Below are 25,769 nucleotides of genomic sequence, written 5' to 3'. Positions count from 1 at the left end.
CCTCAGGGATAGCGTATGCCCGTCATGGTCTCGCTCAGAGCCCAGAGGCGCTGGGCGATGGCTGTGTCGTGCGAGAGCTTCGAGCTCTGCTTTTCGCGGCTTTTGTAGAAATAGCGCCCCGTGACGCCGGCGAGTTCTGGCGCCGATGCAACATGGATCGAGGTGAGCGCGCCTTTTTCCGACGAAAGGAAGAAGGGGCGGACGAGCCCCATGACAAAACTCGCCACACCGCCATTGTTGAGGGAAAAGCCGCTCGCCACGGCGCCCGGATGCACGGCGTTCACCGTGATCGGTGTGCCGGACAGCCTCCGGGCCAGCTCGTAGGTGAAATAAAGGTTGGCGAGCTTTGAATCGCCATAGGCCCCGAAGGTCGAGTAGCGGCGATGCTCGCGATTAAGATCGTCGAGATCGAGCCGACCGGCGAGATGGGCGTTGGACGAGAGATTGACGATGCGCGCAGCAGGGGCGGCGCGGAGGGGCTCGAGCAGCAGGCCGGTCAGCAGGAAATGGGCGAGGTGGTTGACCGCGAAGGTCTCCTCGAAGCCATCGACGGTCACGCGGCGCCGCGCATTGATGAGCCCGGCATTGTTGATCAGCACATCGATGCGGGGATAGGCCTGCCCCAATTCGCTCCCAAGGCGCCGCACCTGCGAAAGGTCAGCAAGGTCGGCCTGGAAAAAGCGCAGGGCATCGGGATGGCGCGCCGTCTTGCGGAGCGATGCCAGCGTTTCCGCGCCCTTCTGCCCATTGCGCCCGAGTACGGCGACGGTGGCCCCGCGATTGGCCAGAGCCCGGGCCGTTTCGAGCCCGACGCCATTGGTCGCGCCGGTGACGACGCAGATTTTTCTATCCATGCTCGGCCTCCTTAGTTTGGGTGTATGGTCGCGGTCGTCTGGTCCGGCCTATTGTTCGGCAAGCCAGACGATCTCCCAGATATGACCGTCCGGGTCGGCGAAATAGCCCGAATAACCCCAGCTTTCGGACCGGGGCGGACCGAGCCGGCGTCCGCCTGCAGCATGGGCCTGGGCCAGCACGGCGTCCACATCCTCGCGCTGCTCGACCGGTTGGGTCAGAATGGTGCCGCCTGTCGCCCCGGAGCTCCCCAGTTCTGCCAGCTTGCGGCGATCGTAGAGCACGAGCGATACCCCGCCATCGAACGCAAAGGCGATATGGTCGCCTCCGTGCTCGGGCGCCGCGATGCCGGTTGTCGGAAGACCCATGCCGTCGCGGTAAAACGCCAGCGATCGTTCGAGATCGGCTACAGCGAGGCTGATGATGGTGACGAGGGCGCGCAAAAAGATCTCTCCCGGATTGCCGTAACGCTCCGGCGCTGTCAGGATGTTCCTGTTGCGTTCCGGAGGTGCCTGCATGACTGTCGATAGTGCCCGTCTCACCCGGGCCATCAATGAAATGCCCGAGGATATCGCGCGGTTGCTTGAGGGCGAAGGTTTGCGATCTCGCTACGAGGCAAGGCCTGCCTATCAGCGCAATGACTATCTGGGCTGGATCGGCAGGGCCAAACGAACTGAGACGCGCGACAAGCGCATCGCCCAGATGCTGGACGAACTGAGGGCAGGGGGCGTCTACATGCGGATGGAGTGGGCCCCGCGCAGGGATTGAGCCGAAGGGCCTGCAACGTCAGTGCGGCCCTGCGCATTCCGGCTTTAGCAGAGCATGCCGCCATCGTCGCAGGAGGGCGCTGGGCTGGGGTTACAGACGCCTGTCGGTGTTGTAGAACAGCAACGTTCGTCAGCCCCAGAAGCGAGGATGGCGGAGGCCAGCCATATGGCGCGTGCCGATCCGACGAAGCGGGCATGGAACCTATGAGTGCAATGACTGATCTGGACGCCTGTGCGCGCGAGCCCATCCATCGGCCCGGCGCGATACAGCCGCATGGCGCGCTTCTCGTGCTCGATCCGGCATCGCTCAAGGTGATCGGCGCGAGCAGGACTGCGATGGACTGGCTGGGTCCCATGGCGCTCGATCTCAGGGCGCTTCCGGAGGCCGCGCCTCTGGTCGGGGTACTCGGCCGCTGGCTCGCCGGTGACTTGCCGTCGAGCGAATGGCAGGGCAGCCTCGCCGGCCGCGTGCTGCAGAGTGTTGCTCATCGCAGCGGCGATCTCCTTATCCTCGAATTCGAGGCCGCACCCGCCGAGGGCCGCGAACCGCTGGAGCTGTTGTTTCCGCGTGTCCGGCGCTTTGCCGAAGACCTGACAGGCGCACCCGATATTCCGGCACTGCTCGCACACACGGCGCGTTTCATCCGCTCGCTGACGGGGTTTGATCGTGCGCTGGTCTACCAGTTCGATGCGGACTGGAATGGGCTGGTCGAAGGCGAGGATGGCAATGGCCGGCTGCCGAGCTATCTCGGGCTCAGGTTTCCGGCCTCCGATATTCCGGCGCAGGCCCGGCAGCTTTACGCTCTCAACCGGACGCGGATCATCCCGAACGCGGGCTATGCTCCGGTGCCGATCGAATCCCTCGGTCCGCGCGTCGGCCCGGGGCTCGATCTGAGCCATTCGGTGCTGCGCAGCGTTTCGCCTGTGCATCTTGAGTATATGCGCAACATGGGGACGCTGGCCTCCATGTCCGTCTCGATCATGGTGGATGGGGTGCTGTGGGGCCTCGTGGCCTGCCATAGCGCCCAGCCGCATCTGGTGTCGTTGCAGATGCGCGGTCTCTGCGATTTTTCGGTGCAGCTGGTGGCGTCCGAGATCGCGGCTCGCCTTCGCGGCGCGGATGCTGCGCGTCGCCTTGCGCTCGGGCAGCTCCACTCGCACCTTCTGGCCTCGATGACCAGCTCGGGCCAGTGGACGCGCGGGCTCGAAGCCATGCCCGAGGCGCTACTGGAACTGGTCGACGCGACCGGCGCGGCGATCATCGTCGATGGCGAAGCGCCCATCCTCATCGGTGCAACGCCCGAGCCAGACGATGTGAGCTGGATCGTTTCGCAGCTCGCGACGATTGCCGACGGGCTGCCCTGGGATACCGCGAGCCTGCCCTTGATCTGGCCCGAAGCCGAGCGGCTGGCGGATGTCGCGAGCGGCGTGTTGGCAGTGCCGATTTCCGATTACCATACGAGCTGGCTGCTCTGGTTCCGCCCGGAGGTGACGCGGACGGTGCGCTGGGCCGGCGAGCCGCACAAGGTAGTGACTGAGCACGGGCGGATACACCCGAGACAATCCTTTGCATCCTGGCAGGAGCTCGTGCGCTTTACCGCGCGTCCCTGGACGGATCCCGAGCGCGATGCGGCGGCAAATCTCAGGGCCGCGATCGTCGGCATCGTGCTGCGCCGGGCCGAGGAAGTGGCCGAGCTGGCCGAAGAGCTGCAGAAGTCCAACAAGGAGCTGGAGGCCTTCTCGTACTCGGTCTCCCACGACCTGCGGGCGCCCTTCCGCCATATCGTGGGCTATGCGGAGCTGCTGCGCGAGCGCGAGACGAACCTCGACGGCAAATCCCGCCATTATCTCGAAAGCATCGGCGAAGCGGCGCGTGCCGCCGGGCAGCTCGTTGACGATCTGCTCAATTTCTCGCATGTGGGCCGCGTGAGCATATTGCCGCGCACTATCGATACGGGAAAGCTGGTGCGCGAGGTGCGGCATTCCCTGGAACTCAAGACGGCCGGTCGGGAGATCGACTGGCAGATCGGGCCTTTGCCCAATGCGTGGGGCGACCCGACGCTGATCAGGCAGGTGTGGTTCAACCTCGTCGAGAACGCGGTGAAATACACCGGACCGCTGGACCGCGCGGAGATCAGCATAAGGGGCGAAGACCGTGACGGGGAAAGCGTTTACCATGTCAAAGACAATGGCGTGGGATTCGACATGGCCTATAAGGACAAGCTCTTCGGAGTGTTTCAAAGGCTGCAGCGCGCCGAGGATTTCGAAGGCACCGGCATAGGATTGGCTCTGGCGCGCCGTATCGTCGAGCGACACGGCGGCCGCATCTGGGCCGAAGGCGAAGTCGGGGCGGGTGCCCATTTTCATTTTTCCCTGCCAGTGCCGGGCGAAGGAGAGAGCGATGTCTGATCTGCGGCCCATCCTTCTCGTCGAGGACAATCCGCGCGACCTGGAGCTGACGCTGGCGGCGCTGGAAAAGTGCCAGCTGGCCAATGAGATCGTCACCGTCCGCGACGGCGAGGACGCGCTCAACTACCTCTATGGACAGGGTGAACATGCCGGTCGGCCCGACAGCAGTCCGGCAGTCGTGCTGCTCGACCTCAAGCTGCCCAAGATCGATGGGCTGGAGGTGCTGGAGAAGGTCAAGGGGGATCCGGCCCTGCGCCACATCCCCATCGTGATGCTAACCTCCTCGCGCGAGGAACGCGACCTCGTGCGCAGCTATGAGCTGGGCGTCAACGCCTTCGTGGTCAAGCCTGTCGAATTCCGGGAATTTTTCGAGGCAATCCAGGATCTTGGGGTGTTCTGGGCCATCCTTAACGAACCGCCCCCGAGATTGCGCTGATCATGACCGCCTCGATGTCGGCCCCTTCGCCGACGCCCAAGCCGCTTCGTCTGCTGCTGCTCGAAGACAGCGCATTCGATGCCGAGCTGATCTGCGAGTATCTCGCCAAGCTGGCGCCGATACCGGAAGTCGATCGCGTCGTGGGACGCGAGGACTATCTGGCGGCGCTTCAGCGTGGCGGATACGACGCCATCCTCTGCGACTATTCGCTACCGGGTTTCGACGGGCTTTCGGCGCTGCGTTTTGCGCGCGAACGCCTGCGCGAGACCCCCTTCATTTTCGTTTCGGGGGTTCTGGGGGAGGAGACGGCGATTGCCTCCTTTACCAGCGGCGCGACCGATTATGTGCTCAAGCAAAAGCTCATTCGCCTTCCCGCTGCGGTAGAGCGGGCCGTGGCCGAATATCGCGAGCGCATCGAACGCCGCCGTACCGAAGAACGGCTGCAGATGCTGGTGGCAGAGCTCAGCCATCGGGTGAAGAACACGCTGGCCACCGTGATGTCGATCGCGCGCCGGACCGCCAAGAGCGCGCACAGCGTCGAGGATTACGAAACCATCCTGATCAGCCGCCTCAGGGCGCTGTCGGATGCGCATGCGCTGGTTTTCGAGGCCAACTGGAGCGAGACCGACCTCGCCCAGGTGATGGAGCGCACGCTTCGTCCGTTTCGCCGCGAGGATCGGGCTTTCGAGATCGGCGGACCCCATGTTGCGCTTTCGCCCAAGGCGGCGCTGACTCTCAGTCTCGTGCTGCATGAACTGGCCACCAATGCCGTTCGGCATGGCGCCCTGTCGGTCGAGACGGGATCGGTTACGGCGCGCTGGACTATCGAGGAGGATGGCGATCGCCGCCTCGTGCATATCCACTGGCAAGAGCAGGGGGGGCCGGCGGTCGAGGCGCCCAAGCGTGCCGGCTTTGGCACGACGCTGCTCGAGCGGAGCCTCGCCCACGACCTCGATGGCGAGGCCACGATCAGCTTCGCGCCCGAGGGCTTCTCATGTCATTTGCGTTTTCCGGCAGACTGACGCGATGCGCAACGGCACAGGGACGATTTCAGCCCGCTCGATGGTCCGTTCAGGCGTCGGCGGGCACCAGCATGCCCTCGAGCGTGGCGCGGATGCGCTCGAGATCATAGGGCTTGCCCAACAGCGGCATGCCGTCGAGTTTCTGCCGCACGCTGGGCAGTTCGGCATAACCGCTCGCGACAATCACCGGCACGCCGCGCTGGCGCAGCGCGTCAATCGCCGGGTAGGACAGCTCGCCGCGCAGATTGAGATCCATCAGCGCGGCATCAAGCGGGTTCGCGTCAATAACGTCGAGCGCAGTCTTGAGCTGCGCCACCGGCCCGACCACTTCGCACCCGGCCTCCTGCAACATATCCTCGAGTTCGAGTGCGAGCAGGACATCATCTTCGACGATGAGGATGCGGCGGCCGTGGAGAACGCTGGTCATGGAACCTACATGCAGAATTCGACGCTGGAAGTCACGCGCCCAACGCATGGATTGGCGCGCACGTTCCATGCCGCGACGAAGTGCCCTGCTCAAGCCCTCGCGCCAGATTTGATCACGAACGGACAATCGTCTCCCGAAGCAGGTGCCGCCTCATGCCCGTAACCAGCCGGACCTTCATCCGTTCCACGATCCTGCTGCTGATCGGCGGGCTTGTGGCGCTCCTGGCCATCGTGGGGACCACAATCTGGCTGGGCGAGCGCAGCCAGAGCTTTTTCGACGAAGTTATCGAGGCGCGCGAGGCCCGCGTAGCTGCCGTCGGCCTGCGCTATTCCCTGACCCAGGCCGAGGGTGGCCAACGCGGCTTTCTCATCACCGGGCAGGACGTCTATCTCGAACCCTATACCGCCGCAGTAGCGCAGCTTCCCGCTCAGATCGCTGCGCTCGAGTCCATACTCGTCCCCTATCCGCAGGCGACCGAACCCATGGCGCGGCTCAAGGACGCGATCGCCGCCAAGCAGCGCGAGATGGAAGAGACCATCGCGCTGCGGCGCGCGGGACGTGAGGCGGAGGCGCAGGCTCTCGTCGCCAACGATGTTGGGCGGCAGCTGATGGAGGAAAGCCTGTTCTTCCTCGGCGCCATTATCGATGCAGCCGACGAGAGGCTCACGACGGGCGTGAGCGACCAGCGCGCGAACGCCAATGCGCAGCGGCTCGTCAATATCATCGGCGGGCTGATCATCATTCTCGTCGTCGGTGGCGCGGCATTGCTGGTCGTGCGCTATACGCGGGAGTTGACGCAGGCCCGCGATGAGGTGCGCACCCTCAATACCGAGCTCGAGGGCCGGGTGAACGAGCGCACCGCCGATCTCGCGCGCGCCAATGAGGAGATCCAGCGCTTCGCCTATATCGTCACCCATGACCTGCGCGCGCCGCTGGTCAACATCATGGGCTTTACCAGCGAGCTCGAAGAAAGCGTCAAGAACGTCCGTGCCGTCATCGAGCGGGCCGGCGGCGACGATCCCGAAATTGAAGCCGCCCGGCTCGCCGCGACCGAGGATCTGCCCGAGGCCATCGGTTTCATCCGCTCATCGACCCGCAAGATGGATGGGCTGATCAACGCCATCCTGAAGCTCTCGCGCGAAGGCCGACGCGTGCTCAGGCCCGAGCGGATCGAACTCGATGCGCTGCTCCGGGCCGCCGCCGATGCCGTGCAGCATCAGGTGGCCGAGGGCGAGGGGCAGGTGGTTCTGGACGTTCAGGTGCCCGCAATCCGCTCGGACCGGCTTGCGCTGGAGCAGATCTTCGGAAACCTGCTCGACAATGCGGTAAAATACCGTCAGAAGGGCCGGCCGCTCGAAATCACCATCCGCGGACGGCAGATGCCGGGAAACCGCGTCGCGATCGAAGTCATCGACAATGGCCGAGGCGTCGCGGGACAGGATCTCGAACGTATTTTCGAATTGTTCAGGCGCTCGGGCGCACAAGACCAGCCGGGTGAAGGTATCGGCCTCGCCTTTGTCCGATCCGTGGTGCGCAATCTCGGCGGCGAGATTACCGTGGCCTCCGAGTTCGGCAAAGGCACCGCCTTCACCGTGATACTGCCCAGAGCTCTCGCTATCGCCCCGGAAGGGAATGCCAAATGAGTCAGGATATCCGCCCCGTAACGATCATCATGATCGAGGATGATGAAGGCCATGCGCGCCTGATCGAGAAGAACATCCGCCGCGCCGGCGTCAACAACGAGATCATCCCGTTCCAGAACGGAACCGTCGCGCTCGATTACCTGTTCGGCGCCGATGGCAGCGGAGAAGTCAGTGCCGGCCGCCAGCTTCTGGTGCTGCTCGACCTCAACCTGCCCGACATGACGGGCGTCGACATTCTCGCCAAGATCAAGTCCAATGTCCACACCAAGCGCTCGCCGGTCGTGGTGCTGACCACCACGGACGACAGCCGCGAGATCCAGCGCTGCTACGACCTTGGCGCCAATGTCTACATCACCAAGCCGGTCAATTATGAGAGCTTCGCCAATGCCATCCGGCAGCTGGGGCTGTTCTTCTCGGTGATCCAGGTGCCGGAAACCGCCTGATGTCCTCCGCGCCGATCCGTGTGCTGTATGTCGATGACGACGATGCGCTGGTCCGACTGGTCCAGCGCAGGCTCGGTCGCGTCGGATTCGAGGTGGTGCACGCCCCTCACGCGGAAGCGGCGCTCGGCCGGCTCGAACAGGGCGGCATCGACATCATTGCGCTCGACCACTATCTGCCCGGCGGCATCGGACTGGACCTCATCGCCGAACTCGGACAGCGCGAGGGGGCGCCGCCCATCGTCTATGTCACCGGCTCGGCGGAAACGGCCATCGCAGTTTCCGCGCTGAAGGCTGGCGCCGTCGACTTCGTGCCTAAGACGGTCAGCGAAGACTTCACGGTCCTTTTGATCGCAGCACTGGAGCAGGCGGCGCAGAAGGCCCGGTTCGAGGCTGAGCGCATCGCTGCCGAGGCCGCTGTGCGGGCCGCTCGCGACAGGGCCGAAATGCTGTTGCGCGAAGTCAATCATCGGGTGGCCAACAGCCTGGCGCTCGTTTCCTCGCTCGTCAGCCTCCAGGCCAAGGCCGTGCAGGACCAGGCAGCCCGCGATGCGCTGGAAGAGACCCAGGCCCGCATCTACGCAGTCTCGCTGGTGCATCGCCGCCTCTACGCCTCCGATGACGTCAGCGGTGTGTCGCTCGATGAATATGTCGAAGGCCTGCTCGAGCACCTGGTGACCTCGGTGGCCGAAGGCGATCGACAGGTTAAGCTCAGCACCGAACTCGAGGGCGCCCGGGTGGCGACCGACAAGGCCGTATCGCTCGGTGTCGTCGTCACCGAACTCGTGACCAACGCCATCAAATACGCCTTCCCGGACGGGAGGTGCGGCGAAATCCTCGTCCGCTTCCGCACGGTGGGTGAAGGCCAGGGCGAGCTGGCCGTCATCGATAACGGCATCGGTTATGCGGGGGACGGTGCGGTCAAGGGAACCGGGCTTGGCAGCCGTATCGTCAAGGCGATGGCGTCGGGACTGGGCGGCAGCTTCCGCTATGAGCGGATGCCACAGGGCACGGCCGCGATACTTACCCTGCAGCTCTGACGCCCTCGGTTCTGGTACGCAAAGCTGTTAGGCCAGCGGGCGAACGCAGCCAGCATGACCCCTGCGCACCATAGTGCGCATCAGTCCCATAGATTTGACTGGGTTGGGAAAAATGGCTCCGCGAGCTGGACTCGAACCAGCGACCATTCGATTAACAGTCGAACGCTCTACCAACTGAGCTATCGCGGAACACGCCCTGACCTGCAAGGCAGGGTCCGTTTAGCCGGTTTGATCGGCTTTGCCAAGCCCTGATTTCACCTCTTGTGGATTGTTCGCGCGAGCAAATTTGCGCGTGGCCGCCAGGAGCTCGGCAAGGGTGTTGATGCCGGCGAAGGGATCCTCATCGCCATCGGCCGGCCAGTCGAGCACGGCCGTGTTCACGCCCGCTGCGAGCCCGCGTGGCCCCGGAAGAGGCGGCTCGAGCGATTTGCCGGCGGCGAGAAGGGCCTCGATCCGCCACAGCCCATGCGCCCATGCCACCTGCGCGTGGCAACGGGGAAAGATGGCCGCGCAATGAGGCGGCAGGGCGCGCTCGAGGGTTGCCGCGAGGTTGAGGGGCAGAAAAGGGGAATCGACGGGCACGCTGTGGAGTAGGGTGCAGTCGGGCCGGCGTGAGGCGAGCCAACGCGCCGCCGACAACACTCCGGCGAGGGGACCGGAATCACCGGCGCCATCTGCTATCGCGACCACGCCGTCGGGCAGGGGACGGTCTGAACGGCCGGAGCCGATGGCTATGAGGATCGGGCCGTCCCCTGGCAGGCGCGCGAGAACGTGGTCCCGCAGGGTCTCGCCCCAGAGACGCAGCTGCGCCTTGTCCACGGTGCCGAGGCGGGTGCCCTTGCCCCCTGCCAGAATCACAGTGGCAATTGTCACGGTTTTGGCCGCCGCATCAGCCATCCCAGCACCAGCCCCGCAAGGATGCCCCAGAAGGCCGCGCCGATGCCGAGCACCGTGATCCCGGATGCGGCCGTCACGAAAGTGACCGTGGCCGGCAGGCGGGCGTCCGGATCATCGAGAGCGCCCGCTAGTGCCCCGGCAAGGCTGGTCATCAGGGCTAGCCCGGCGACCGATTCGATGAGCAGGGGCGGCGATGCGACGATGAAGGCCGCCGCGAGCCCGGCCGCCAGCGCCAGAGCCAGATAGGCGAACCCGGCAGCAACCGGCGCGATCCACCGCCGTGCCGGATCGGGACCGGCTTCCGGGCCGGCACAGATCGCGGCGGTGATGGCCGCGAGATTGACGCTATGACCGCCGAAGGGGGCCGCTGTGATGCTGGCGAGCCCGGTGAGGACGAAGAGCGGCGACGGGCGCACCGCATAGGCGTTGGCGCGCATCACGGCCAGCCCAGGTAGGTTCTGCGAGGCCATGGTGACGACAAAGAGCGGCAGGGCGATGCGGATCGTGGCGTCGAGCGTAAACACGGGAAACACGAATTCGGGCGTCGGCCAGGCCTGGTCGAAGGCGCCGGGGGGCAGGCTGGTGGTGGTCGCGAGAACGAGCACCGTGACGAGCACGGCCACTGGCACGGCATAGCGGCGCACGAATCGCAGGGCCAGGGCCCAGGCAAGGATGACGGGCAGCGCCAGCATCGGCATCTCGGCGACGGCTCTCAGCGGCGCAAGGCACAGCGACAGCAGGATGCCGGCCAGCATCGCGTTGGCGATGCTCGACGGTATGGCCGATACGAGACGCGCGAAGCGCGGCCAAAGCCCTGCGAGAACGACGAGCGCCCCGGCCGTGATGAACGCGCCGATGGTTGCGGCAAACCCGCCCTCCGGCGATCCGATGCTCAGCAGCAGCGCCACGCCCGGCGTCGACCATGCGAACGAGATCGGAACTCGCGTTTGCATCGCCACGGCGATGTTGAGCAGCGCGACCGCAAGGGTCGAGGCCAGCAATCCCGAAGCAGCCTGCGCGGGGGTCGCGCCAGCGGCGGCAAGGCCGGCGAGGACCAGCGCGAAGGTGCTGGCATAGCCGACCATGGCGGCAAGGACGCCGGCGATTACGGGTTGGACGGGAAGGCCAGGCTTGGCGGGTGAGGAGGGGGGCGCGTTGCTCATGGCCCCGATCTAGCATGAGCCGATATGGGGCCGGACAGCAAAAAAAGCGGCCCCCCGAAGGAGGCCGCTCTTCTCAGTCCAGCCGGTCAGCCGATCAGTAGGGCGAAATGCACTGTTGACGGGGGCCGTTATAGGGCTGGAAGGTGTTGTCGGACGCGCGATACGAGCGATAGCGATCCGAACACCAGGCCACATGGGCGCTGTAGGAACCGCCGCGGCTTTCACGGGCGATGCCGCTGGCGATGGCGCCGCCGACGATCGAGCCAAACACGAACGCTGCGGGCGGGAACCACCAGCCATTGTGATAGCGATAGCCCGGACGGCGTTCGCGATAGCCACGGTGGTTGTTGTAGTAATAATTGTTGCCACGGCGCTCGAAATTGCGCGACTGGACGTTCACATAGCCATCACGGCTGCCCATGCCGAAGCTGAAGGACTGCGCCGCCGCCGGAATGGCGCTGGCCGTAAAGCTGGTAAGGGCCATGGCTGCGACTGCAAAAATGGACGCTGCTTTTTTCATCAGGTGCTCCCGTTGTATTGTGCCTCTGCTGCGAACAACGTGGACCTTCGATTTTCGTTCACGGGCCCGCCCAAATAAGTTGGCCCTGATGCGGGCGCGCAGAGGTGAGGCGGTTAAGCAACAGGCGGCGGCAATTTGCAGGCGGCATCGCGGACGGGCTTTTCAAGCGCCCCTCTGGTGTTAAGAATTTGGTAGCAAAACCACTGGGGGGCTCCCATGAAGACGCTTCTTCTCGCCTCGGCCGTGCTGGCCGCATCGATCGGCTCGGCCTACGCCGCCGACCTCTATGTGCCCGCACCGGCACCGGAAATCCTGCCGCCGACCGCTTCGAACCTGTATATCGGCCTGCATGGCGGCTGGCTTGCCGGCACCACCTCGGGTGCGAGCTTCGAGCTCGGCGGCGACACCGTCGGAGCCGATGTCACCACCGATTCGGGCTACACCATCGGCGCGTCGGTAGGCTTCCTCACCGACATGGGCCTCGCCTTCGAGGGTGAGGTCAGCTACGCCATGGCCGGCCTCAGCGAAGCGGAGATCGACGGCCTCGGCGCGACGGACGTGGAGGGCGATGCTTCTGCTCTCGGTCTCTTCGCCAATGCGGTCTATGGCGTGGATCTCGGCGGTTGGCGCCCCTATGTTGGCGCCGGTATCGGTGCCGTCAACGTTGCGCTCTCCGTGCCCGCCGGCGAGTTTGGCCCTGATGCCCTCGATGACAATGGCTGGACCTGGGGTGCCCAGGCCTTTGCCGGTCTCGAATTCCAGCTGACCGACGGCGTGTCGCTCGGTGGCCGTTACAAGTACTCCTATCGCGGCGAAGTCGAGCTGGTTGACGGCGGCGATGATCCGGTGACGCTCGATGCGGCCGGCGCGCACAGCGTCGAAGCGACCCTGCGCTTCGGCCTCTGATCTCGTGTTACGATAATGGTGTCGCCGGCTGACCGGCGGCACCATTTCAATTCGCGCTTGAAGCACTGGTACCAAGGGCTTAGCCGAGCGTGATTTTTGTGGCGCATGCGTTCAGGCCCTTGCGTGCCCTGTCAGCATTCACTAAAACGCCGCTCCAGAGGCCACGTGGCGGAGTGGTTACGCAGCGGATTGCAAATCCGTGTATTCCGGTTCGATTCCGGACGTGGCCTCCAAAAATTCACTAGATTTTGCAGGGACTTGCGGCAGGCTCGGAGCGATCCGGGCCTTTTTCATGTGCCGGCCGTGTGCCAAAGATTCGCAAGGCATTTCAACGAATCCCAATTGTGTCCCGCAAATCCATGGCACACGATTAGCCACACGGATGAGAACGGGAGAACGCCCATGAGCGATCAGCTCGACGAAATGATGTATGAGTTAAAGCGGTCGGTCGACCGACAGGCCGAACTCCAGCAGGAGACCAACGACCTGCTTCGAGGCCTTATCCAGGCATTGAACAGCAACTCGCAGGAAATGGCGGACGCAAGAGCCGAACGCGAACTCGATCGCCGCCTAGCCAGCGACGACGGTTCCGACATACGACTTTAGCAAGCGCGACCACCGCGCTCCGCAAGCTCATCGAATCGTGCAGGGCTTAGCCATTTGGGCCGCGCGGCTTCGGCCGGGCGCAACACAAAATAATCAAGTGCCCGCGGGGTGACTTTCTTTGGAACGCTTATCCCGCGAGACCAGCGCGAAGCTAATATGTTGCAACTATTAGAGCAGTACCTCGGCGCACTATGCGTCGAGCGGAACGCCGAGCCGCAGATTTGGCATTGGTAGTCACGCTCGAAAAGCCAGCTATGTCGCCGGCGGGAATGGTCGACGCATGCTTTACTGCAGAAGCGCTGCGTCTCCAACCGTTTCTTCGTCGCGAGGCGAAAGGTTTTTCCACAATCAGGATTTGCACATATCGCCTCTGGCATCGTCCGCTTTGCGATGCCCATGCACTTCTCAGAGCAGTACTTTGGTGCTGCTGTACCCCCTCTGGGCCGAAACGTCTTTCCGCAGCACTTGCATGTTGACTCTGGTCTGCGGCTGATTTGAACGACTCGCCGAGCCGAGGCGAGTACTTCGCAATGACGTGCACTGTCACGGCTTCTAATCCGGCGAGCCACGGATCGGGCGCAGTCTGAAGAACAAAAGCGATCACCATGGGCGATCTGGTCATCGCTCAACGGCGCCGCGCAATATGCACAATTGTCATGTGACGCGATGTGCTCGGGCTGACCTTCCGACCAGGTGGGCCGCTTCAGGCCGAGCTCGCGTTCTGCCGCGCCTACTATTTCCCGCGCCTGAGTATCGGCAGGATGCCACGGCACGCTGTCGAGGCACAGCTGCGAGCGCAGTCCATTGACACATGCCGCCTCATGCTCAAAGGGACTAGCCCGCCATTCGGACATCAGTTTCACCACGCGCGCGATGGCCGACTTCTGTTCTTGTTGCGAAAGACCCGTCTTCGGCCGGCCATTGATAGGACGATAAATCACACCCTCTTGCCGGAGGCGGCTTTCCCGCTCATCGAGGGCGAAGTCTGAGTATGCCTTTATTCGGGCCGATCGCCGCCGCTTCTTCATCCGAACACCGCATCGAACGCCGCCGTCGTCAGGGGCTGGGTTGGAACAGGCCGCGCCTTGCCGCCCTCGGGCGCCATGCGGGCGAGGGTTGCTGCAAGCCAAACCTCATCAAGCTTGCGGATCGCCGCCACGTCCTGCGGGCGAAAGGGCCAGCCCATGAGCCTGCCATAGGCCTCGATCTCGGCGAATGTGATCGGGTTTGGCCCGTTGGCGTGCCAGCTGCGCGCCGCGCTCAATTCGGCAAACCAGCCCCAGAGCGGGCGCAGTGGTTCGGGCACCCTCATCGGCCGGCCGGCGAGATGTACCTTGAGGTTGTCAGCAAGGATCTGGTGCAGGCGGTCGGGGCTGGCCATCAGCGCCTCGCCCGCTCGATCGCCAGGACCAGATTGGCCGCGCCATCAGCGTTGACCATATCTGTGATCTGGTTGATCACCCCTTCAATATGCGAGGGTCCGAAGCTGTCACCGTTGATGACCACCGTGCCGCCGATCTGCCGTGCCTGCTGCGGGGCTGCTGCAACAGCCGCACCAGTGTTGGCAGCCGCGCCGGCCGCCGAGGAACTGCCCGGCCGCGCGCCCATGATCGCCGCCGCCTGCGCCGCGCCGGATGCCACCACGCCCGCCACGGCCGCCCAGCCCCACGGCGTGCCCCCATAGTCGGCCAGCGTCTTGGCGACGCCCGCCGCTGTGTTCACGCCGACATTGGCGAGCTGCAGGGCCTTATTGTCTTCGAACAGCTGGGTCATGGCGCCGGTAATCTGGCCCACCATGGCAAGGGCCTCGCCTGCGGCCATGGCGCGGGCGCGCATCGCAGCCTGCCCGTATTCATCCCATGAGATAGCACCGCGGGCGAGCAGGCCTTCCAGCTCATCGAGCTGGGCGGTCATGACTTCGAACGGCCCTTCGGTCGAGGCGCGGATTTCCGCCGCCGCTTGCTCATCGTTGATGGCCTGCACCAGCTCGATGATGCGCTGCTTCTGGATGTCGGTTGCGTCGGCGCCGGCCTGCCGAAGGACCGAAAGCTTCTCCACCTCCACGGCCGTCAGCCCGATCGCTGCCCGCTCGGCCTCGAGCGCGGCGATGATCTGGGCGGCCTTGTCTTCCGAAGAGCCGCCGACGCTGCCGCCACCCCCGCCACCAGGAGGAACCACTAGCGGGGCATTGCGCGCCTCATCAAGCTTGCGGCGGGTTTCGAGCACGGCCTCGATGGCGGCCAGCTCGGCCTCGAGTTGCGCAACCTGTTCGGCCGGAATGCCGACCGACATTGGGCTGCCAGGCACGATGAAGCCGGCAGAATCGACTTGCGCGGCCGTGCCGGCGTTGCGCGAGAGAAGATCCTTGATCGTCGCCTGCCGCTCGGCCAGCCCGGCCGTCGACTTCATGTCGAGCTCTTTGAAGGCGTCGACCACCTGCCTGATCGCCCAGGCGAGACCGCCCGCCAGCTGCGCGGTGCCGATCAGCAGCGGCGCCAGGTCGATCAGCACCTGCTTGAATTGCATGTCCATCACGCGGGTGGCCGTGGTGAATTCGTCGTTCAGTTCCTCGGCTCGGGCGATGAGGTCGGACGAAACTACAATGCCGAGCTTGCGCGCTTTGTCGGCCGTATCGTCTAGAGCCTTGGAGCCACCCTTTAACATCTCGACCATGCGCACCCCGGCATCGCCGAAGACGGCCGTGGCGATTGCGGCCTTCTGGCTGGCATCGCTTTCCGCCTCGAGCGCATCGGCCACAAGGCGCAGCCGCTCTTCCTGCGATCCGGTGGCGACGATGTTGGCGAGCAGCTGCGGGTTCAACTGCTTGAGCTTTTCCACCAGCTCGCCCTTGCCCACGGCCGCCATGCCGACATTGCGGTTGAGCGCCTCCATCGACTTGGCAAAGGTTTCGGTTGCAACACCGCCCAGCTCGGCGGCATAGGCCAGTTCCTGAAAGGCTTCGGCCCCAAGCCCGCTCGCCTTGGCGTTCTTGCCGATCCGGTCGAAGTCCGAGAGCGCCGCGCGTGCCGTATTGAGCGCCGCCGTCACCGACAGGATCGGCGCGACGGCGCCGAGGAAGCCCGCCGTCATGCCGCCAAGCCCGGATCGGGTAAAAGTGCCCATCCGGGTCGAGGTCGAGGCCAGGGCATTGTTGATGAAGCTCGTGGAGCGCGCCATGTCGGCTTCCATTTGCCGGGTGGCGCTACTCGACCCTTTCTTCAAACCGGCATAGGCCTTATTTGCGATGGCCTGAGCCCGCACCATGCCCTTTTCGAGGTCGGTCACCCGCGCCTCGAGATCGATTGCCAGCTTCTCTGCGCTGCCTTCATCGGCCATGCCGGCCTCCTTATGCCATGGCCCACGATTCGATATCGTCGGGCGCATCCTCGTATGACGAGACGTTGCTTTCGCCGGCCGCGCATCGCGAGATGGCCATGGCAGCCGCCACTGCGCCATCGATCGACAGCCAGCGCTGCGACTTCGTGAACTTCACCACATGGCCGGAATCGTTGCGTTTCACCGCGACGTTGCCAAAGCAGTGGCGCAGAACGGGATTGCCGCCGTGGCGCACTTCCTCGGCCAGCAGCGCCCGCTCCGTTTCCAGATATGCCGGCATCATGAGGCTGGGGATTTGGCGCATGTCGACGGCCGGCAGACCCATCTCGAGGATCTGCGGCTGTACCTGCCGGGCCATGTGGGGATCGAAGGCGATCTCGCGCACATTGAGGATCTCGCAAAGCTCCACCAGCTTGGCCTCGATGCGGCGGTAGTCGATGGTATTGCCGTCCGTTGCCTCGATGAGCCCTTCTTCCACCCACTGCGCATAACTGGCGCCCGAGGCGTCCTCGCGCTGACTGATGTTTTCTTCCGGGCAGAAGAACCATGCCGCCAGGGCGTAGCCGTCCGCCGTGCGCCAGCACGCGACGATGACGGAAAGGTCGGTGGTCGAGGAGAGGTCGACGGCCAGCCAGCAGGGTTCCTCGGCGAGGGCATCGATGTCGACGGGCTTGGCGCCGGCGTCGTACACATCCATATCGACGAACGGGTCGGTCGCCGCATCAAGCCATATGTTAAGCTTCAGCTGGCGCAGCGATTGCCGCTCGCCCACGCTGCGGGCCGCGCGGCGGGCATGCCGGCGAAAGCCGTCGAGGCTGGGATAGCCGTGGCGCAGGCCGGGGTTCACCCGGTGCCACAACCCTTCATCCTGCCAGTCAGCATCGCGCGGCGCTTCGAAGAGGATCGGCAGGATGGAGGCATCGTCGACTTCGCCCCTCGCCACCTTTCGGGCGTCCTCAACCACCTCCCAGGCCACATTCTCTTGCCCTCGGCCGGCCGTGGTGGCGACCACCAGCAGAGGATTGTCGGTCTTATCGAGCCCGGTGGTCAGGGCTTCCCAGAGCAGCCGGTTAGGCCAGATATGGATTTCATCGGCCAGGACGAACGCCGGGGTTCGGCCGTGCTGGGTGCCGGCATCGGAGCTGATCACCTCGAGGGCGACACCCTCCTTGTGGTACGCGATCTTCTTTGCGCTATTGTGGGCATCATAAATGCCGGTGGCGGCCACCAGGCGCTTGTCGCTCCGGATGATGCCGAGCGCTTCCTTGAAGGCGATGCCGGCCTGCTTGCGATCGGCAGCCGCGAAGATCGCTTCACCCTGCGGCACCCGCTCGGGCCCGATCGTATGCAGGAGCCCGATCGCTGCCGCGAGGCTGGTCTTGCGATTGCCGCGCGGCAGGAGCAGCACCACCGTTTTGACTACGCGGGTGCCGTCATCATGGCGCGGCCCATAGATGCGGCGCACCACGCGCTCCTGCCACGGATCGAGCTGGAAGGCCTTGTTCGGCAGGGTGCTCTTGGGGTGCCGCAGGGCGCGCAGGAATCGCACCGCCCGATCGCCATGGCCGAAGGGGTCGGGGATCTCCGAGCCGTCATAGATCCAGTGAGGGAAGGTGTCAGGCAATTGCGGTTGGGTCCTCGCCCTGCTCGTCATCATCGAACAGGCTGGGCTCGCGGAAGGCCGGCCGGCTGCGCGCCATGGGCGTCAGGCCCAGCTCGCCGCCCAGCACCCGTGCCGCATCCATTGCCTGCTTCTGCATGCGCCAGAGCTTGGCCTTCCGATCGATGTCGTTGATGCCGACCATGGCCGCTTCGCATTCGCGAACCCGGCCCTGGGCGACGCAGTAGTTTTCGAGATTGGCAAGGTCGATGTCGTTGAGCGCCTTGCGTTCCTCGAGGTAGGGCTGCATGCGGCGCCACTCGGCCTTGGCCTCTTCGGCCAGCCATGCGGGCGGAGGCGGGAACTGCCCCAGGCTCCCATTGATGACCATCAGCTGGGGCTTTTGGCCTTTCATTGCGCCCCCCGATCATCGAGTGCATCGGCGCACACCCGCCGCACCCGCCTGATGGCCGAGATCAGGTCGCGCCGAGCGAGGCCCTTCGCCATAGTCTGGGCGAGCCGGTCAAGCTCATCGAGGTCCAGGTTGATCTCGGTGAACTGCTCGGGTGTCATGCGCGCACCTCGTCGCAGCGCAGCTCGAGGCCGCGCCGGCGGTTGATCTCGACGATCTCGCGGATGTTGAGGATGCGGCCGGCATAGCTGACGCGATGCTTGACCGTGAGCCCATCGAGCCATCGAATGCGGAAGATCAGTACCGCGTCCGCCGCTTCTCCATAGGCCCGAAGGAATTCAGCCGTCGAGGCCTGCACCAGCTCGGCGCGCACCGTGGCGAAGGTCGACCATGCAAGCGTCGGGGTGCGGTACTCGTCGAGCGTAGCGGCGCCCTGCGCTTCGATGATGATCGTGCGATCGAGCTTGCCGGCGCGCATCATGCCCCCTCACTGATGAGCGCTTCGATGGTGACGACGCTATGGCTCGTTTCGCCATCGGGGTCGCGCAGATAGCGCATGGCGCTGACGTGCCAGCCGCCGCACACATAGGGCGCATCAAGCGCCGGTCGACCGGCGCGCACGGCAGTGCGCACCGCGCCGGCAATGGCTTTCACCCCCGCAAGGCTGGGCTCTTTCTTCCAGATGTGCAGGTCTATCGTGATGCGCTGAACGGCGCGGGCATAGTCGCCATCGGGCAGTGCCTGCCCGTCGCCGATGATGATCGAGGGGTCGGGGTTGGGCCGGGCGTTCCGGTCGAGAATGTTGGCCGCCGGCACAAGCGCAGTCACGCCCGAGGCCGCAGCCAGGCGGGCGCCGATGGCCTTCTGAAGGGCAAGGTCCGCGCTCATGGCTTGCCCCAGATGCTGCGAATGGCCTTGCGGGCTTCGCGCTTCAGCCGGTTCCTTGCCCTTGGCGCCACCTCGCGCTTGGCCGGGTGGAAGAAGGGCTGAGCCTCCATCTCGGCGGTTCCGAATTCCTGCCCTACCGCATAGTCGTATTTGGCCGAATGGCCCTCGGCGACGGGCTTCGTGGTGGCCGCACCGCCGGCAACGATGCGGCGCCCCAGCTCATGCCGGCCCGGTTCCTTTCGGATGGAGCCAACAAGATCGCCATCCTCTTTCGGTGCCATGCTCTTCATCTTGCGCACCATCTCATCGGCGCCCTTGTCGAGCGCCGGCTGGAGCGCATCGCGCACTGCCTTGGGGATTGCGGCCATGCGACGATTGAGCCTGGCGAGCCCACCATCATCCGCCATCGGTCGGCTCCACATCGGCGAAGCTGTAGGCTCGATACTCGCGGATGATCTCGGCCACGCCCATCGGCAGGAAAGCCGCCGACAGGCCGACCACCACGGCCTCGCGGTTTTCGTACCAGTGAGCCGCGAGCATCAGCACCGCTTGATCGAAGATTGCCTCGGGGATGTCATCCACCCCCGTACCAAGCTGCGAGGTAACCTGTGCATCGGCTGCGGCGATATAGTGCGTGATGATCGTGTCATCACCGGAACCGGTGATGTTCATGTGCGCCTTGGCCAGCGTCAGGTCGACCGCCATGATCAGGCCCCGTCAGTGACGGTCGCGGTCGCCGCGCTCATCGCGTAGGCCACGCCATTGACGTTGGTCGCGGTGACCAGCACCGTGATGGTGTTGCCTTCGTCGCTGGCCTCGATCTCGTAGGTGCTCGCGGTCGCGCCGGGGATCGACTCCCCGCCACTGAACCACTGATACCCATAGGAAGGCGTCGGCGAGCCCGTCCAGGTGCCGGAAGTGGCGGTCAGCGTCTCGCCGGTCTCAGCCGTGCCCGAGATGGCGGGCAGCACGGTGTTGACCGGTGCAGTGCCGGCGCCGGCCGCCGCGACCTTCACGACATTGGAGTTGATGGCCAGGGCCGCATTGACCTTGGTCACCGCGTTGACCGTATCGAGCTGCTCGGGCGCCGCCGTCACCAGGGCGACGAAGAGCCGTTCGCTGGGCGTGCCGCCGGCCGGCGCATCGTCCATCACCACGCGGAAGGCGCGGTTCTCCTTCGCCTTGCGCGCCGCCATGAGCGCGAGCTGCCCGGCGTCGGACGAGTTGAAGTTGAGCACAACCTCGATGGTGCCGGGATCTTCCTGCCCCGAGAGCTTGAGCGGGCGCTTCTGGCCGATGGCATTCGCTGCCACGACTTCGCTGGTCTCGCCGAAGGCGCCGATGGATTCGACGCCCTTGATCTCGGTCCAGCTCTGGCTGTTGAAGGCCGAGGCCAGCAGGTCATCATAAACGGCCGGCGCCATGGCCCCGCCGATGTAAGTTTTGGTGTTGCCCGCGAGAAAGGCGGTCATCGATCAGCTCCATATTTGCGGCGATCCGCCGACTGCTTGGCGCCCGAATGGCAGGAGGCGCATAGCGATTGAAGATTGGCCGGGTCGAGGCGCCGGTGCGGCGCCACCCGGATCGGAACGATATGGTCGACCAGAGTGGCCGGCCCGCCGCACCGCTTGCATCCGGGATAGACCCGGAGAAAGTCCGCGCGGAGCTGGCCCCACTCCCGGTCATATCCTCGGGCCGCAGCATTCGGCCGCTTGGCATCAGCCCGCGCGTGGCGCGCCTTCGCCATGGCCACGGCCCGAGCGCATTTCTCACCCTTCGGATGGAGCTTGCCGCACAGGCCGCATATGGATGGGGCGCGCCGGGGCATGGGTCAGGTTGCGCTCACGACGCCGCAAGGGGCGCCGCTGCTCGTTCGCGCAACCCGATAGACGCCAGGTGCGTGGACTGCCAAAGCGCGTTGGCCACTGGCGCCGTCGAGATGGGCGACCGGATAGAATTCGCCATCGGCCTTGATCTGGATTTCGACGGCGGCCCGAACATCAATGCCCCCATCCGTGCCGGTTAGAACCAGGGTGACGATGTCCGTGCCCGCGACGGTAAATTCGTCAGACACATCGGGCTCTGTCGCAATCTCAAGCAGCGTTGCCATGTCACGCCACCGGAGCCAGCTGCGGCATGCCGAGTACGAACACTGCTCCGGCGGCAATTGAGGTGCCGCCCGTCTTGGTGATCACGGCGCGCAGGTACCGCTTGCTGCCGATGTAGGCCTGCCGATAGACCGTGCTCGCTGCGAGCGTGGAGGGCAGAGTGCCGATCTTGTCGGCCACCGGCACCGTGGTGAAGTCGCCATCAGTAGTGGTGTCGCTGTGCTCCATCGTCACGACGTAGTCACCGGCGCTGGCAATCGCCCCGGTATTGACGATGAGCAGGGCCGAATAGAAGCCCTTGGTGTCGATCGTCGAGCCTTTCAGTGTGGCGGCCTGCACGGCGGGTACCAGGGAGGCGACGACGTTGACGTTCGAATGGCTGTCTTTGCGCATGGCGCGGGTCCTTTCCTAGACCGGGCCTCAGGAGGCCGCGATCTTGATGAACTTGATGGCGTTGAAGTCCCCGGCGCCGCCGCCGACGCGCTTGTAGACGTCGAAGATCACGCGCCCCTTCTGGGTGAGCTCGTCGCGAGTGATCCGAACGCCCTGCCGATCGACGATGACGTAGCCCTGCCGGAAGTCGCCGAAGGCGATCGGGTGCGCACCGGCACCATCGGCGATATCGGGCATGCCTTCATCGATCTCGACGCGATAGCCGAGCAGCGGGTGCTCGACGCCCTCGATGAGGTTCCCGGTCGGGGCCCAGAGACGCCGACCATTCTCGTCGACGATCCCCATGAGCCGCGCGGCCGTGGTCGAGTTCATGAGCCAGGTGGCGTTCGCCTTGTATGGCTTGCGAAGCTTGGCGACGATGGCGATACATGCGGTCACCAGGTTCGCGTCGGTCGGCGCCGAGGCATGGCCGGCGGGGATGTACTGGTGCTTGCCCCAGGCGCGGGTGAAGTCCTTCTCGTTCGTGGTTCCGTAGTCGAGCAAGCCGCGAGGCTTGCCTTCGACGCCATCCCCCTCGAGGAAGGCTTCACCTTCGGTCTCGGCGAAGTCATGGGTGGCGTCGTTGATCAGCCAGGTGGCGATGTCGACGGCGGCATCATCGAGCAGCTGCCGGGTCGACGCCGGTGCGGCGTAAAGCTCCGAGACGCCATAGGTATGCTTGATGAGCTCGGGCCGGTCGGTGTCCTGCGGACGGGTGTCGCGCTCGCTCACCCACTGGGCACCGCGCGCGCCGAGGCTGTAGAAGCGCTCGTACTTGTCGGTTGAGATCGAGACCACGTCCGCCAGGCCGCGCAGGGGCGACAGGTCGGTCATAAGTTGGCGCACGGTCAGGTCGATCGTCGGCAGCACGAAATAGCCACCAGCCGGGTCGGTATCCGACGAGGCTGCCTTGATCTCCGCATCCGAGCCGGTGCGGAGCAGCGAGGCAAAGGCTTTGCGCTCGACGGCCGCCTGTTCGTCGGCCGGCTTCGGGCCGCCTGGGCGGTTCGCCTTCTTCTCGAGGTCGGCGATGCGATCCATCAGGGCCTTGAGCTCGGCACCGCCTTCGACCTTCTTGAGGCGTTCGTCGACGGCCTTCTGCAGATCCTCGAGCGACTTGGTCACAACATTGATCGGATCGTCGTCTTCGCCCTTGAGTTCAATTGCACCGGCAAAAATGGCGCGATGAGAGACGTGCTGCACGTCAGGCTCCTTTTCTGAGCGCCACGCTGGCGCGGTTGATTGCCTCGGCGATGCGCAGGGCATCGATGGCTGACTTCGCGCTGGTGACCCGCGCGCCGGGATGCATGGGCACCGTCACCAAAGACGCTTCAAGCAATTCGAGGGATTTGATGGTCCGGCCGCCCCCGGTGCGGGCGCTCGCCTTCTTGGTGATGAAGCCCACAGAGATGCCGCGCACCGCGCCGGACTTCACAAGGGCGCGCACTTCGCGGGCGCGTTGGAGGTCATCGACCAGGAGCTTGCCGAACAGATGCAGACCGTCCGACTTCTCGTCAGCCCCATCCCATGTCCCGATGGGATCGTTCATATCGTGGCCGAAAAGCATCGGAATGGGCAGCTTGGCGCCCTTGAAGGCGCCTGGCTCAATCCAGTCGCCGATCCGGTCCGGGGCGCCGAACTTCCAGGCGATGCCGCTGATGGCCCCATCGTCGGTCGCCATGATCTTGGTTTCGAGAAAGACCCGATCCATGGTCAGGCCCCCGGCGCGAAGTTGCGGCGATCGCCTGCGAAGGCGTCGACCTGAGCCTGCACCCAATGCACTCGCAGGAGGGTCAGCAGGTTGCCAGTGGTGAACGGCACAGGGTGCCCCGCCTCCTGCACGTCCCAACGCTGCACATGCTTGGCGAGACAATTGAGCCGTGCCGCTTCGCGATGCTCAGCGCTCACGCGGCCATCGGCATCGGCCAGGGCGGTAAGCTCATCCGTCAAAGCCAGCCGAGCGCGCCGCGCGGTGTCGCTGTCCGGACCGACCAGCCAAAGCCGCAGCCCCGTTGCCTCACCGGTGAACGGGTCAACCAGCTCGATCGCGCGGCCTTTGTCCTGATCAATTGCGTTGCCGGTTACGTCACTGAGTTGCATGAACACTTACCCCCTCGGGAAAGACGATCACCACGTGGCCGCTGCGATGCAGGCGGTCCGGGTCGTTGGCCGCCAGCAGCCTCTCGATGCGCTCGAGATTTTCGGGCAGATCGAAGAAGACGAATATTTTTGTGCCGTCTGGCGCCTTGTGGAAGTGACCGATCAGCGGGCTAGGGGGGAGCGGGTGCATCCTAGGCTTGCGCATCGGGATCATCCTCATCGTCGGGCTGGTTTGGGGGCGCGTCAGTCCGGCGCGCCGGTAAGGCTCCGGGCTGGGAACTGCCGGTGTTCGGGTTGGCGTATTCCTCGCCGCCGTCACGCGGGGGCAGGCCGAGCCATTCGCGGGCAGTGTTAGGGTTGATCGTCCGGCTGCTCACGAGCCCGTTGATCGCCACGGCCAGCACCGACAAGTCGACCTTGCTGAAGTCGTCGCGCTCGATGCGGATGGCGAAGCGCGGCCGATCCTCGCGGGTAAACAGCGCGCGGCGCAGCGCGCCCTCAAGGGCGAGCAGCCACGGCTCGAGGCAGAGCAGCAGGAACATGCGCTGCATCTCGGCTGAGTTCGACCAGGTCGCGCGGCTGAGGTCACCAAGCATCACTGCCGGGATGTTGAAGGCCCGCGCGATCTCTTGGAGCTGGAAGAGCCGGAGCTGCTGGAACTGCGCATCGACGCTCGAGAGGGTCATCTGCTTCCATTGAGCACCGTCCCACAGCACGGCCGTTTTGCCGGCATTGTCCGAGCCTTCCTGCGAGATGGCCCAGCCCTTGAGCATCTTCTTGACGCCCTCTTCGCCCACCGGCTTGGGCGTCTCGATGACGCCACCTGGGCGCGCGCCATGGCCGAACAGCCGGGCGGCATGCTTCTCCATGACCAGGGCAGTGCCGATGGCCTCGCGGGCAAGCGTCACGGGCGACTTGTCGAAGGCGCCCCGCAGATGGACGATCTCGCTGGCCGGCGTCGGGCGCCCGTTGATCCGATAAGTCGGGCGGCCCGAACCGTCCGCGTCATACTCCGCGGCGATGATGCCGGGCGTGTACCGGATGATCTCAACGGGCTCGCCCCGGACCGAGTTGACCCAGCCCAGCCCGCCGGCATCGCGGGTCAAGGCGTCGACCATCAGCGTGCGGATCAGCTCGAAGCTCGAGGTCCATTCATTGGCTTCGCCGGTGAGCAGGGCGTGTGCGGGATGTTCGCGCGCATCGGTCTCGGTGCCGTCCTCTGCGATCTCGACAACGCCGATCCTGAGCGACGCCACCGCCTCGCTGATGGTCCGAACCGCAGCCTGCACGGCCGGCACCTGAAGCGCCGTTGCCGTCGACACCGCGATGCCACTCGATGTCTCGCGCCCGCCGCCGAGCATGTCGAGCAGCTGCTCATCGGTCAGAGCCTTGCGGCCGAGGGTGATTTCAAACGGTCCGAGCTTCATGCCGATAAGCATGGGCACCCGGCGCGGCACGGTCGACTGGGCTTGTTAGGTGCTCAAGCGGGCAAACCTGTCAGCTTTTCCCATTGGCTCCGAAGAAGGCGAGCAGCTCGGCATCGAGGGCGCAGAGATTTCGGCCCCGGCGCTGCACCGGCGAACCAGGCAAGTGCACCAAAGTCCGACGCACAAAATCCTCACTCCGGCCGATGCGATCGGCGATCCGCTTCGCGCCCCAGATGACGGGCGAACTGGGCCGGGGCGCTAGTAACTGATCGAACCGCTCCGGGCTCAACGGCAACATTTTTTTCCCAAGTGACTGAGACATAACCAGAAAACTCCAA

The 25,769-nt window shown here is 64.9% G+C and carries 33 protein-coding genes and 2 tRNA genes; 10 read left to right on the top strand and 25 right to left on the bottom strand.

Annotated elements, in window-relative coordinates:
- Nucleotides 1-2: 2 nt before the first annotated feature.
- Both BT183_RS05370 and BT183_RS05365 read right to left on the bottom strand, forming a co-directional pair.
- Nucleotides 3-854 (bottom strand): SDR family oxidoreductase, encoded by an 852-nt coding sequence (locus BT183_RS05370; RefSeq protein ID WP_072339686.1) that lies wholly within the window; start codon nt 852-854, stop codon nt 3-5.
- A 48-nt stretch (nt 855-902) separates the two neighbouring features.
- The gene (locus BT183_RS05365; protein WP_143145673.1) at nt 903-1,370 is read right to left on the bottom strand and encodes a VOC family protein; all 468 of its coding nucleotides are present in this window, start codon (nt 1,368-1,370) and stop codon (nt 903-905) included.
- Between BT183_RS05365 and BT183_RS05360 the strand changes: the two genes are divergently transcribed.
- The 4 genes from BT183_RS05360 (at nt 1,369) to BT183_RS05345 (ending at nt 5,486) form a co-directional block, all read left to right on the top strand.
- Nucleotides 1,369-1,620, top strand: a complete 252-nt coding sequence (locus BT183_RS05360) for a YdeI/OmpD-associated family protein (RefSeq protein ID WP_072339684.1) — start codon at nt 1,369-1,371, stop codon at nt 1,618-1,620. The two genes, BT183_RS05365 and BT183_RS05360, sit on opposite strands and share 2 nt — an antisense overlap.
- A 212-nt stretch (nt 1,621-1,832) precedes the next feature.
- Nucleotides 1,833-4,028, top strand: a complete 2,196-nt coding sequence (locus BT183_RS05355; protein ID WP_342078003.1) for an ATP-binding protein — start codon at nt 1,833-1,835, stop codon at nt 4,026-4,028.
- Nucleotides 4,021-4,464 carry a response regulator gene (locus BT183_RS05350; protein ID WP_072339680.1) on the top strand — a complete coding sequence of 148 codons (444 nt, stop codon included), beginning with the start codon at nt 4,021-4,023 and terminating at the stop codon, nt 4,462-4,464. Before BT183_RS05355 ends, BT183_RS05350 begins: the two co-directional genes overlap by 8 nt.
- A 2-nt stretch (nt 4,465-4,466) precedes the next feature.
- Nucleotides 4,467-5,486, top strand: coding sequence for a sensor histidine kinase (locus tag BT183_RS05345; protein WP_244545248.1), 1,020 nt, complete (start codon nt 4,467-4,469; stop codon nt 5,484-5,486).
- A 49-nt stretch (nt 5,487-5,535) separates the two neighbouring features.
- Here BT183_RS05345 and BT183_RS05340 read toward each other — a convergent pair whose 3' ends face one another.
- Entirely contained in the window at nt 5,536-5,913 is a 378-nt protein-coding gene (locus tag BT183_RS05340; RefSeq protein ID WP_072339678.1) for a response regulator, read from the bottom strand.
- Nucleotides 5,914-6,065: 152 nt separating this feature from the next.
- On the opposite strand from BT183_RS05340, the gene BT183_RS05335 reads away from it, so the two are divergent.
- The 3 genes from BT183_RS05335 to BT183_RS05325 are packed head-to-tail and all read left to right on the top strand — an operon-like array spanning nt 6,066 to nt 9,036.
- Nucleotides 6,066-7,556, top strand: coding sequence for a sensor histidine kinase (locus BT183_RS05335; protein ID WP_072339676.1), 1,491 nt, complete (start codon nt 6,066-6,068; stop codon nt 7,554-7,556).
- Entirely contained in the window at nt 7,553-7,999 is a 447-nt protein-coding gene (locus tag BT183_RS05330) for a response regulator (protein WP_072339674.1), read from the top strand. The genes BT183_RS05335 and BT183_RS05330 overlap by 4 nt, the downstream gene beginning before the upstream one ends.
- The gene (locus BT183_RS05325) at nt 7,999-9,036 is read left to right on the top strand and encodes a sensor histidine kinase (protein WP_072339672.1); all 1,038 of its coding nucleotides are present in this window, start codon (nt 7,999-8,001) and stop codon (nt 9,034-9,036) included. The genes BT183_RS05330 and BT183_RS05325 overlap by 1 nt, the downstream gene beginning before the upstream one ends.
- Before the next feature lie 113 nt (nt 9,037-9,149).
- Here the strand turns inward: BT183_RS05325 and BT183_RS05320 are convergent.
- From BT183_RS05320 to BT183_RS05305, 4 genes are all read right to left on the bottom strand, one after another.
- A tRNA-Asn gene (locus BT183_RS05320) sits at nt 9,150-9,225 on the bottom strand.
- Nucleotides 9,226-9,255: 30 nt separating this feature from the next.
- The gene (mobA, locus tag BT183_RS05315; protein ID WP_072339670.1) at nt 9,256-9,933 is read right to left on the bottom strand and encodes a molybdenum cofactor guanylyltransferase; all 678 of its coding nucleotides are present in this window, start codon (nt 9,931-9,933) and stop codon (nt 9,256-9,258) included.
- Entirely contained in the window at nt 9,906-11,096 is a 1,191-nt protein-coding gene (locus tag BT183_RS05310) for a benzoate/H(+) symporter BenE family transporter (RefSeq protein WP_072339668.1), read from the bottom strand. The genes mobA and BT183_RS05310 overlap by 28 nt, the downstream gene beginning before the upstream one ends.
- A 94-nt stretch (nt 11,097-11,190) precedes the next feature.
- Nucleotides 11,191-11,616, bottom strand: a complete 426-nt coding sequence (locus tag BT183_RS05305; protein WP_072339666.1) for a BA14K family protein — start codon at nt 11,614-11,616, stop codon at nt 11,191-11,193.
- A gap of 216 nt (nt 11,617-11,832) precedes the next feature.
- Between BT183_RS05305 and BT183_RS05300 the strand changes: the two genes are divergently transcribed.
- From BT183_RS05300 to BT183_RS05290, 3 genes are all read left to right on the top strand, one after another.
- On the top strand, nt 11,833-12,522 hold the full coding sequence (locus tag BT183_RS05300; RefSeq protein WP_072339664.1) for an outer membrane protein: 690 nt from the start codon (nt 11,833-11,835) through the stop codon (nt 12,520-12,522).
- A gap of 159 nt (nt 12,523-12,681) precedes the next feature.
- Nucleotides 12,682-12,755, top strand: a tRNA-Cys gene (locus tag BT183_RS05295).
- A gap of 169 nt (nt 12,756-12,924) precedes the next feature.
- Entirely contained in the window at nt 12,925-13,128 is a 204-nt protein-coding gene (locus BT183_RS05290; RefSeq protein WP_072339662.1) for a hypothetical protein, read from the top strand.
- Between the two features lie 1,024 nt (nt 13,129-14,152).
- Here BT183_RS05290 and BT183_RS05280 read toward each other — a convergent pair.
- From BT183_RS05280 to BT183_RS05200, 18 genes are all read right to left on the bottom strand, one after another.
- Entirely contained in the window at nt 14,153-14,509 is a 357-nt protein-coding gene (locus BT183_RS05280; protein WP_072339658.1) for a phage tail assembly chaperone, read from the bottom strand.
- Complete coding sequence (locus tag BT183_RS05275) at nt 14,509-16,464, bottom strand: hypothetical protein (protein WP_072339656.1); 1,956 nt, start codon at nt 16,462-16,464, stop codon at nt 14,509-14,511. Before BT183_RS05275 ends, BT183_RS05280 begins: the two co-directional genes overlap by 1 nt.
- Before the next feature lie 10 nt (nt 16,465-16,474).
- Nucleotides 16,475-18,118, bottom strand: coding sequence for a terminase large subunit (locus BT183_RS05270; RefSeq protein WP_072341576.1), 1,644 nt, complete (start codon nt 18,116-18,118; stop codon nt 16,475-16,477).
- A complete protein-coding gene (locus BT183_RS05265) occupies nt 18,081-18,479 on the bottom strand; it encodes a phage terminase small subunit P27 family (protein WP_072339654.1) in 399 nt (132 codons plus the stop codon). Before BT183_RS05265 ends, BT183_RS05270 begins: the two co-directional genes overlap by 38 nt.
- On the bottom strand, nt 18,476-18,637 hold the full coding sequence (locus BT183_RS20715) for a hypothetical protein (RefSeq protein WP_177282405.1): 162 nt from the start codon (nt 18,635-18,637) through the stop codon (nt 18,476-18,478). Before BT183_RS20715 ends, BT183_RS05265 begins: the two co-directional genes overlap by 4 nt.
- Nucleotides 18,634-18,957, bottom strand: a complete 324-nt coding sequence (locus tag BT183_RS05260) for a phage head closure protein (RefSeq protein ID WP_244545247.1) — start codon at nt 18,955-18,957, stop codon at nt 18,634-18,636. The genes BT183_RS20715 and BT183_RS05260 overlap by 4 nt, the downstream gene beginning before the upstream one ends.
- Nucleotides 18,954-19,364 carry a DUF3168 domain-containing protein gene (locus tag BT183_RS05255; protein ID WP_072339652.1) on the bottom strand — a complete coding sequence of 137 codons (411 nt, stop codon included), beginning with the start codon at nt 19,362-19,364 and terminating at the stop codon, nt 18,954-18,956. Before BT183_RS05255 ends, BT183_RS05260 begins: the two co-directional genes overlap by 4 nt.
- Nucleotides 19,361-19,771, bottom strand: coding sequence for an HK97-gp10 family putative phage morphogenesis protein (locus tag BT183_RS05250; protein ID WP_072339650.1), 411 nt, complete (start codon nt 19,769-19,771; stop codon nt 19,361-19,363). The genes BT183_RS05255 and BT183_RS05250 overlap by 4 nt, the downstream gene beginning before the upstream one ends.
- Nucleotides 19,761-20,069, bottom strand: coding sequence for a head-tail connector protein (locus BT183_RS05245; RefSeq protein ID WP_072339648.1), 309 nt, complete (start codon nt 20,067-20,069; stop codon nt 19,761-19,763). The genes BT183_RS05250 and BT183_RS05245 overlap by 11 nt, the downstream gene beginning before the upstream one ends.
- Nucleotides 20,070-20,071: 2 nt before the next feature.
- Complete coding sequence (locus tag BT183_RS20710) at nt 20,072-20,836, bottom strand: hypothetical protein (RefSeq protein ID WP_072339646.1); 765 nt, start codon at nt 20,834-20,836, stop codon at nt 20,072-20,074.
- On the bottom strand, nt 20,833-21,111 hold the full coding sequence (locus BT183_RS05235; RefSeq protein WP_210185442.1) for an HNH endonuclease: 279 nt from the start codon (nt 21,109-21,111) through the stop codon (nt 20,833-20,835). The genes BT183_RS20710 and BT183_RS05235 overlap by 4 nt, the downstream gene beginning before the upstream one ends.
- Before the next feature lie 84 nt (nt 21,112-21,195).
- Entirely contained in the window at nt 21,196-21,474 is a 279-nt protein-coding gene (locus BT183_RS05230; protein ID WP_072339642.1) for a hypothetical protein, read from the bottom strand.
- A gap of 1 nt (nt 21,475) precedes the next feature.
- On the bottom strand, nt 21,476-21,865 hold the full coding sequence (locus BT183_RS05225) for a hypothetical protein (RefSeq protein ID WP_072339640.1): 390 nt from the start codon (nt 21,863-21,865) through the stop codon (nt 21,476-21,478).
- 27 nt (nt 21,866-21,892) lie between these two features.
- Entirely contained in the window at nt 21,893-23,170 is a 1,278-nt protein-coding gene (locus BT183_RS05220) for a phage major capsid protein (protein WP_084603258.1), read from the bottom strand.
- Nucleotides 23,109-23,615 (bottom strand): HK97 family phage prohead protease, encoded by a 507-nt coding sequence (locus tag BT183_RS05215; RefSeq protein WP_072339636.1) that lies wholly within the window; start codon nt 23,613-23,615, stop codon nt 23,109-23,111. Before BT183_RS05215 ends, BT183_RS05220 begins: the two co-directional genes overlap by 62 nt.
- Nucleotides 23,616-23,617: 2 nt before the next feature.
- Complete coding sequence (locus tag BT183_RS05210) at nt 23,618-24,004, bottom strand: hypothetical protein (RefSeq protein ID WP_072339634.1); 387 nt, start codon at nt 24,002-24,004, stop codon at nt 23,618-23,620.
- Complete coding sequence (locus BT183_RS05205; protein WP_143145671.1) at nt 23,991-24,209, bottom strand: hypothetical protein; 219 nt, start codon at nt 24,207-24,209, stop codon at nt 23,991-23,993. The genes BT183_RS05210 and BT183_RS05205 overlap by 14 nt, the downstream gene beginning before the upstream one ends.
- Nucleotides 24,196-25,431 (bottom strand): phage portal protein, encoded by a 1,236-nt coding sequence (locus BT183_RS05200; protein ID WP_084603397.1) that lies wholly within the window; start codon nt 25,429-25,431, stop codon nt 24,196-24,198. The genes BT183_RS05205 and BT183_RS05200 overlap by 14 nt, the downstream gene beginning before the upstream one ends.
- Nucleotides 25,432-25,769 lie beyond the last annotated feature (338 nt).

The sequence above is a fragment of the Devosia enhydra genome, from assembly GCF_900119845.1.
Taxonomy (GTDB): domain Bacteria; phylum Pseudomonadota; class Alphaproteobacteria; order Rhizobiales; family Devosiaceae; genus FPKU01.
The sequence above is the reverse complement of the archived record's forward strand: the minus strand, read 5'-3'. Positions and strand labels throughout refer to the sequence as shown.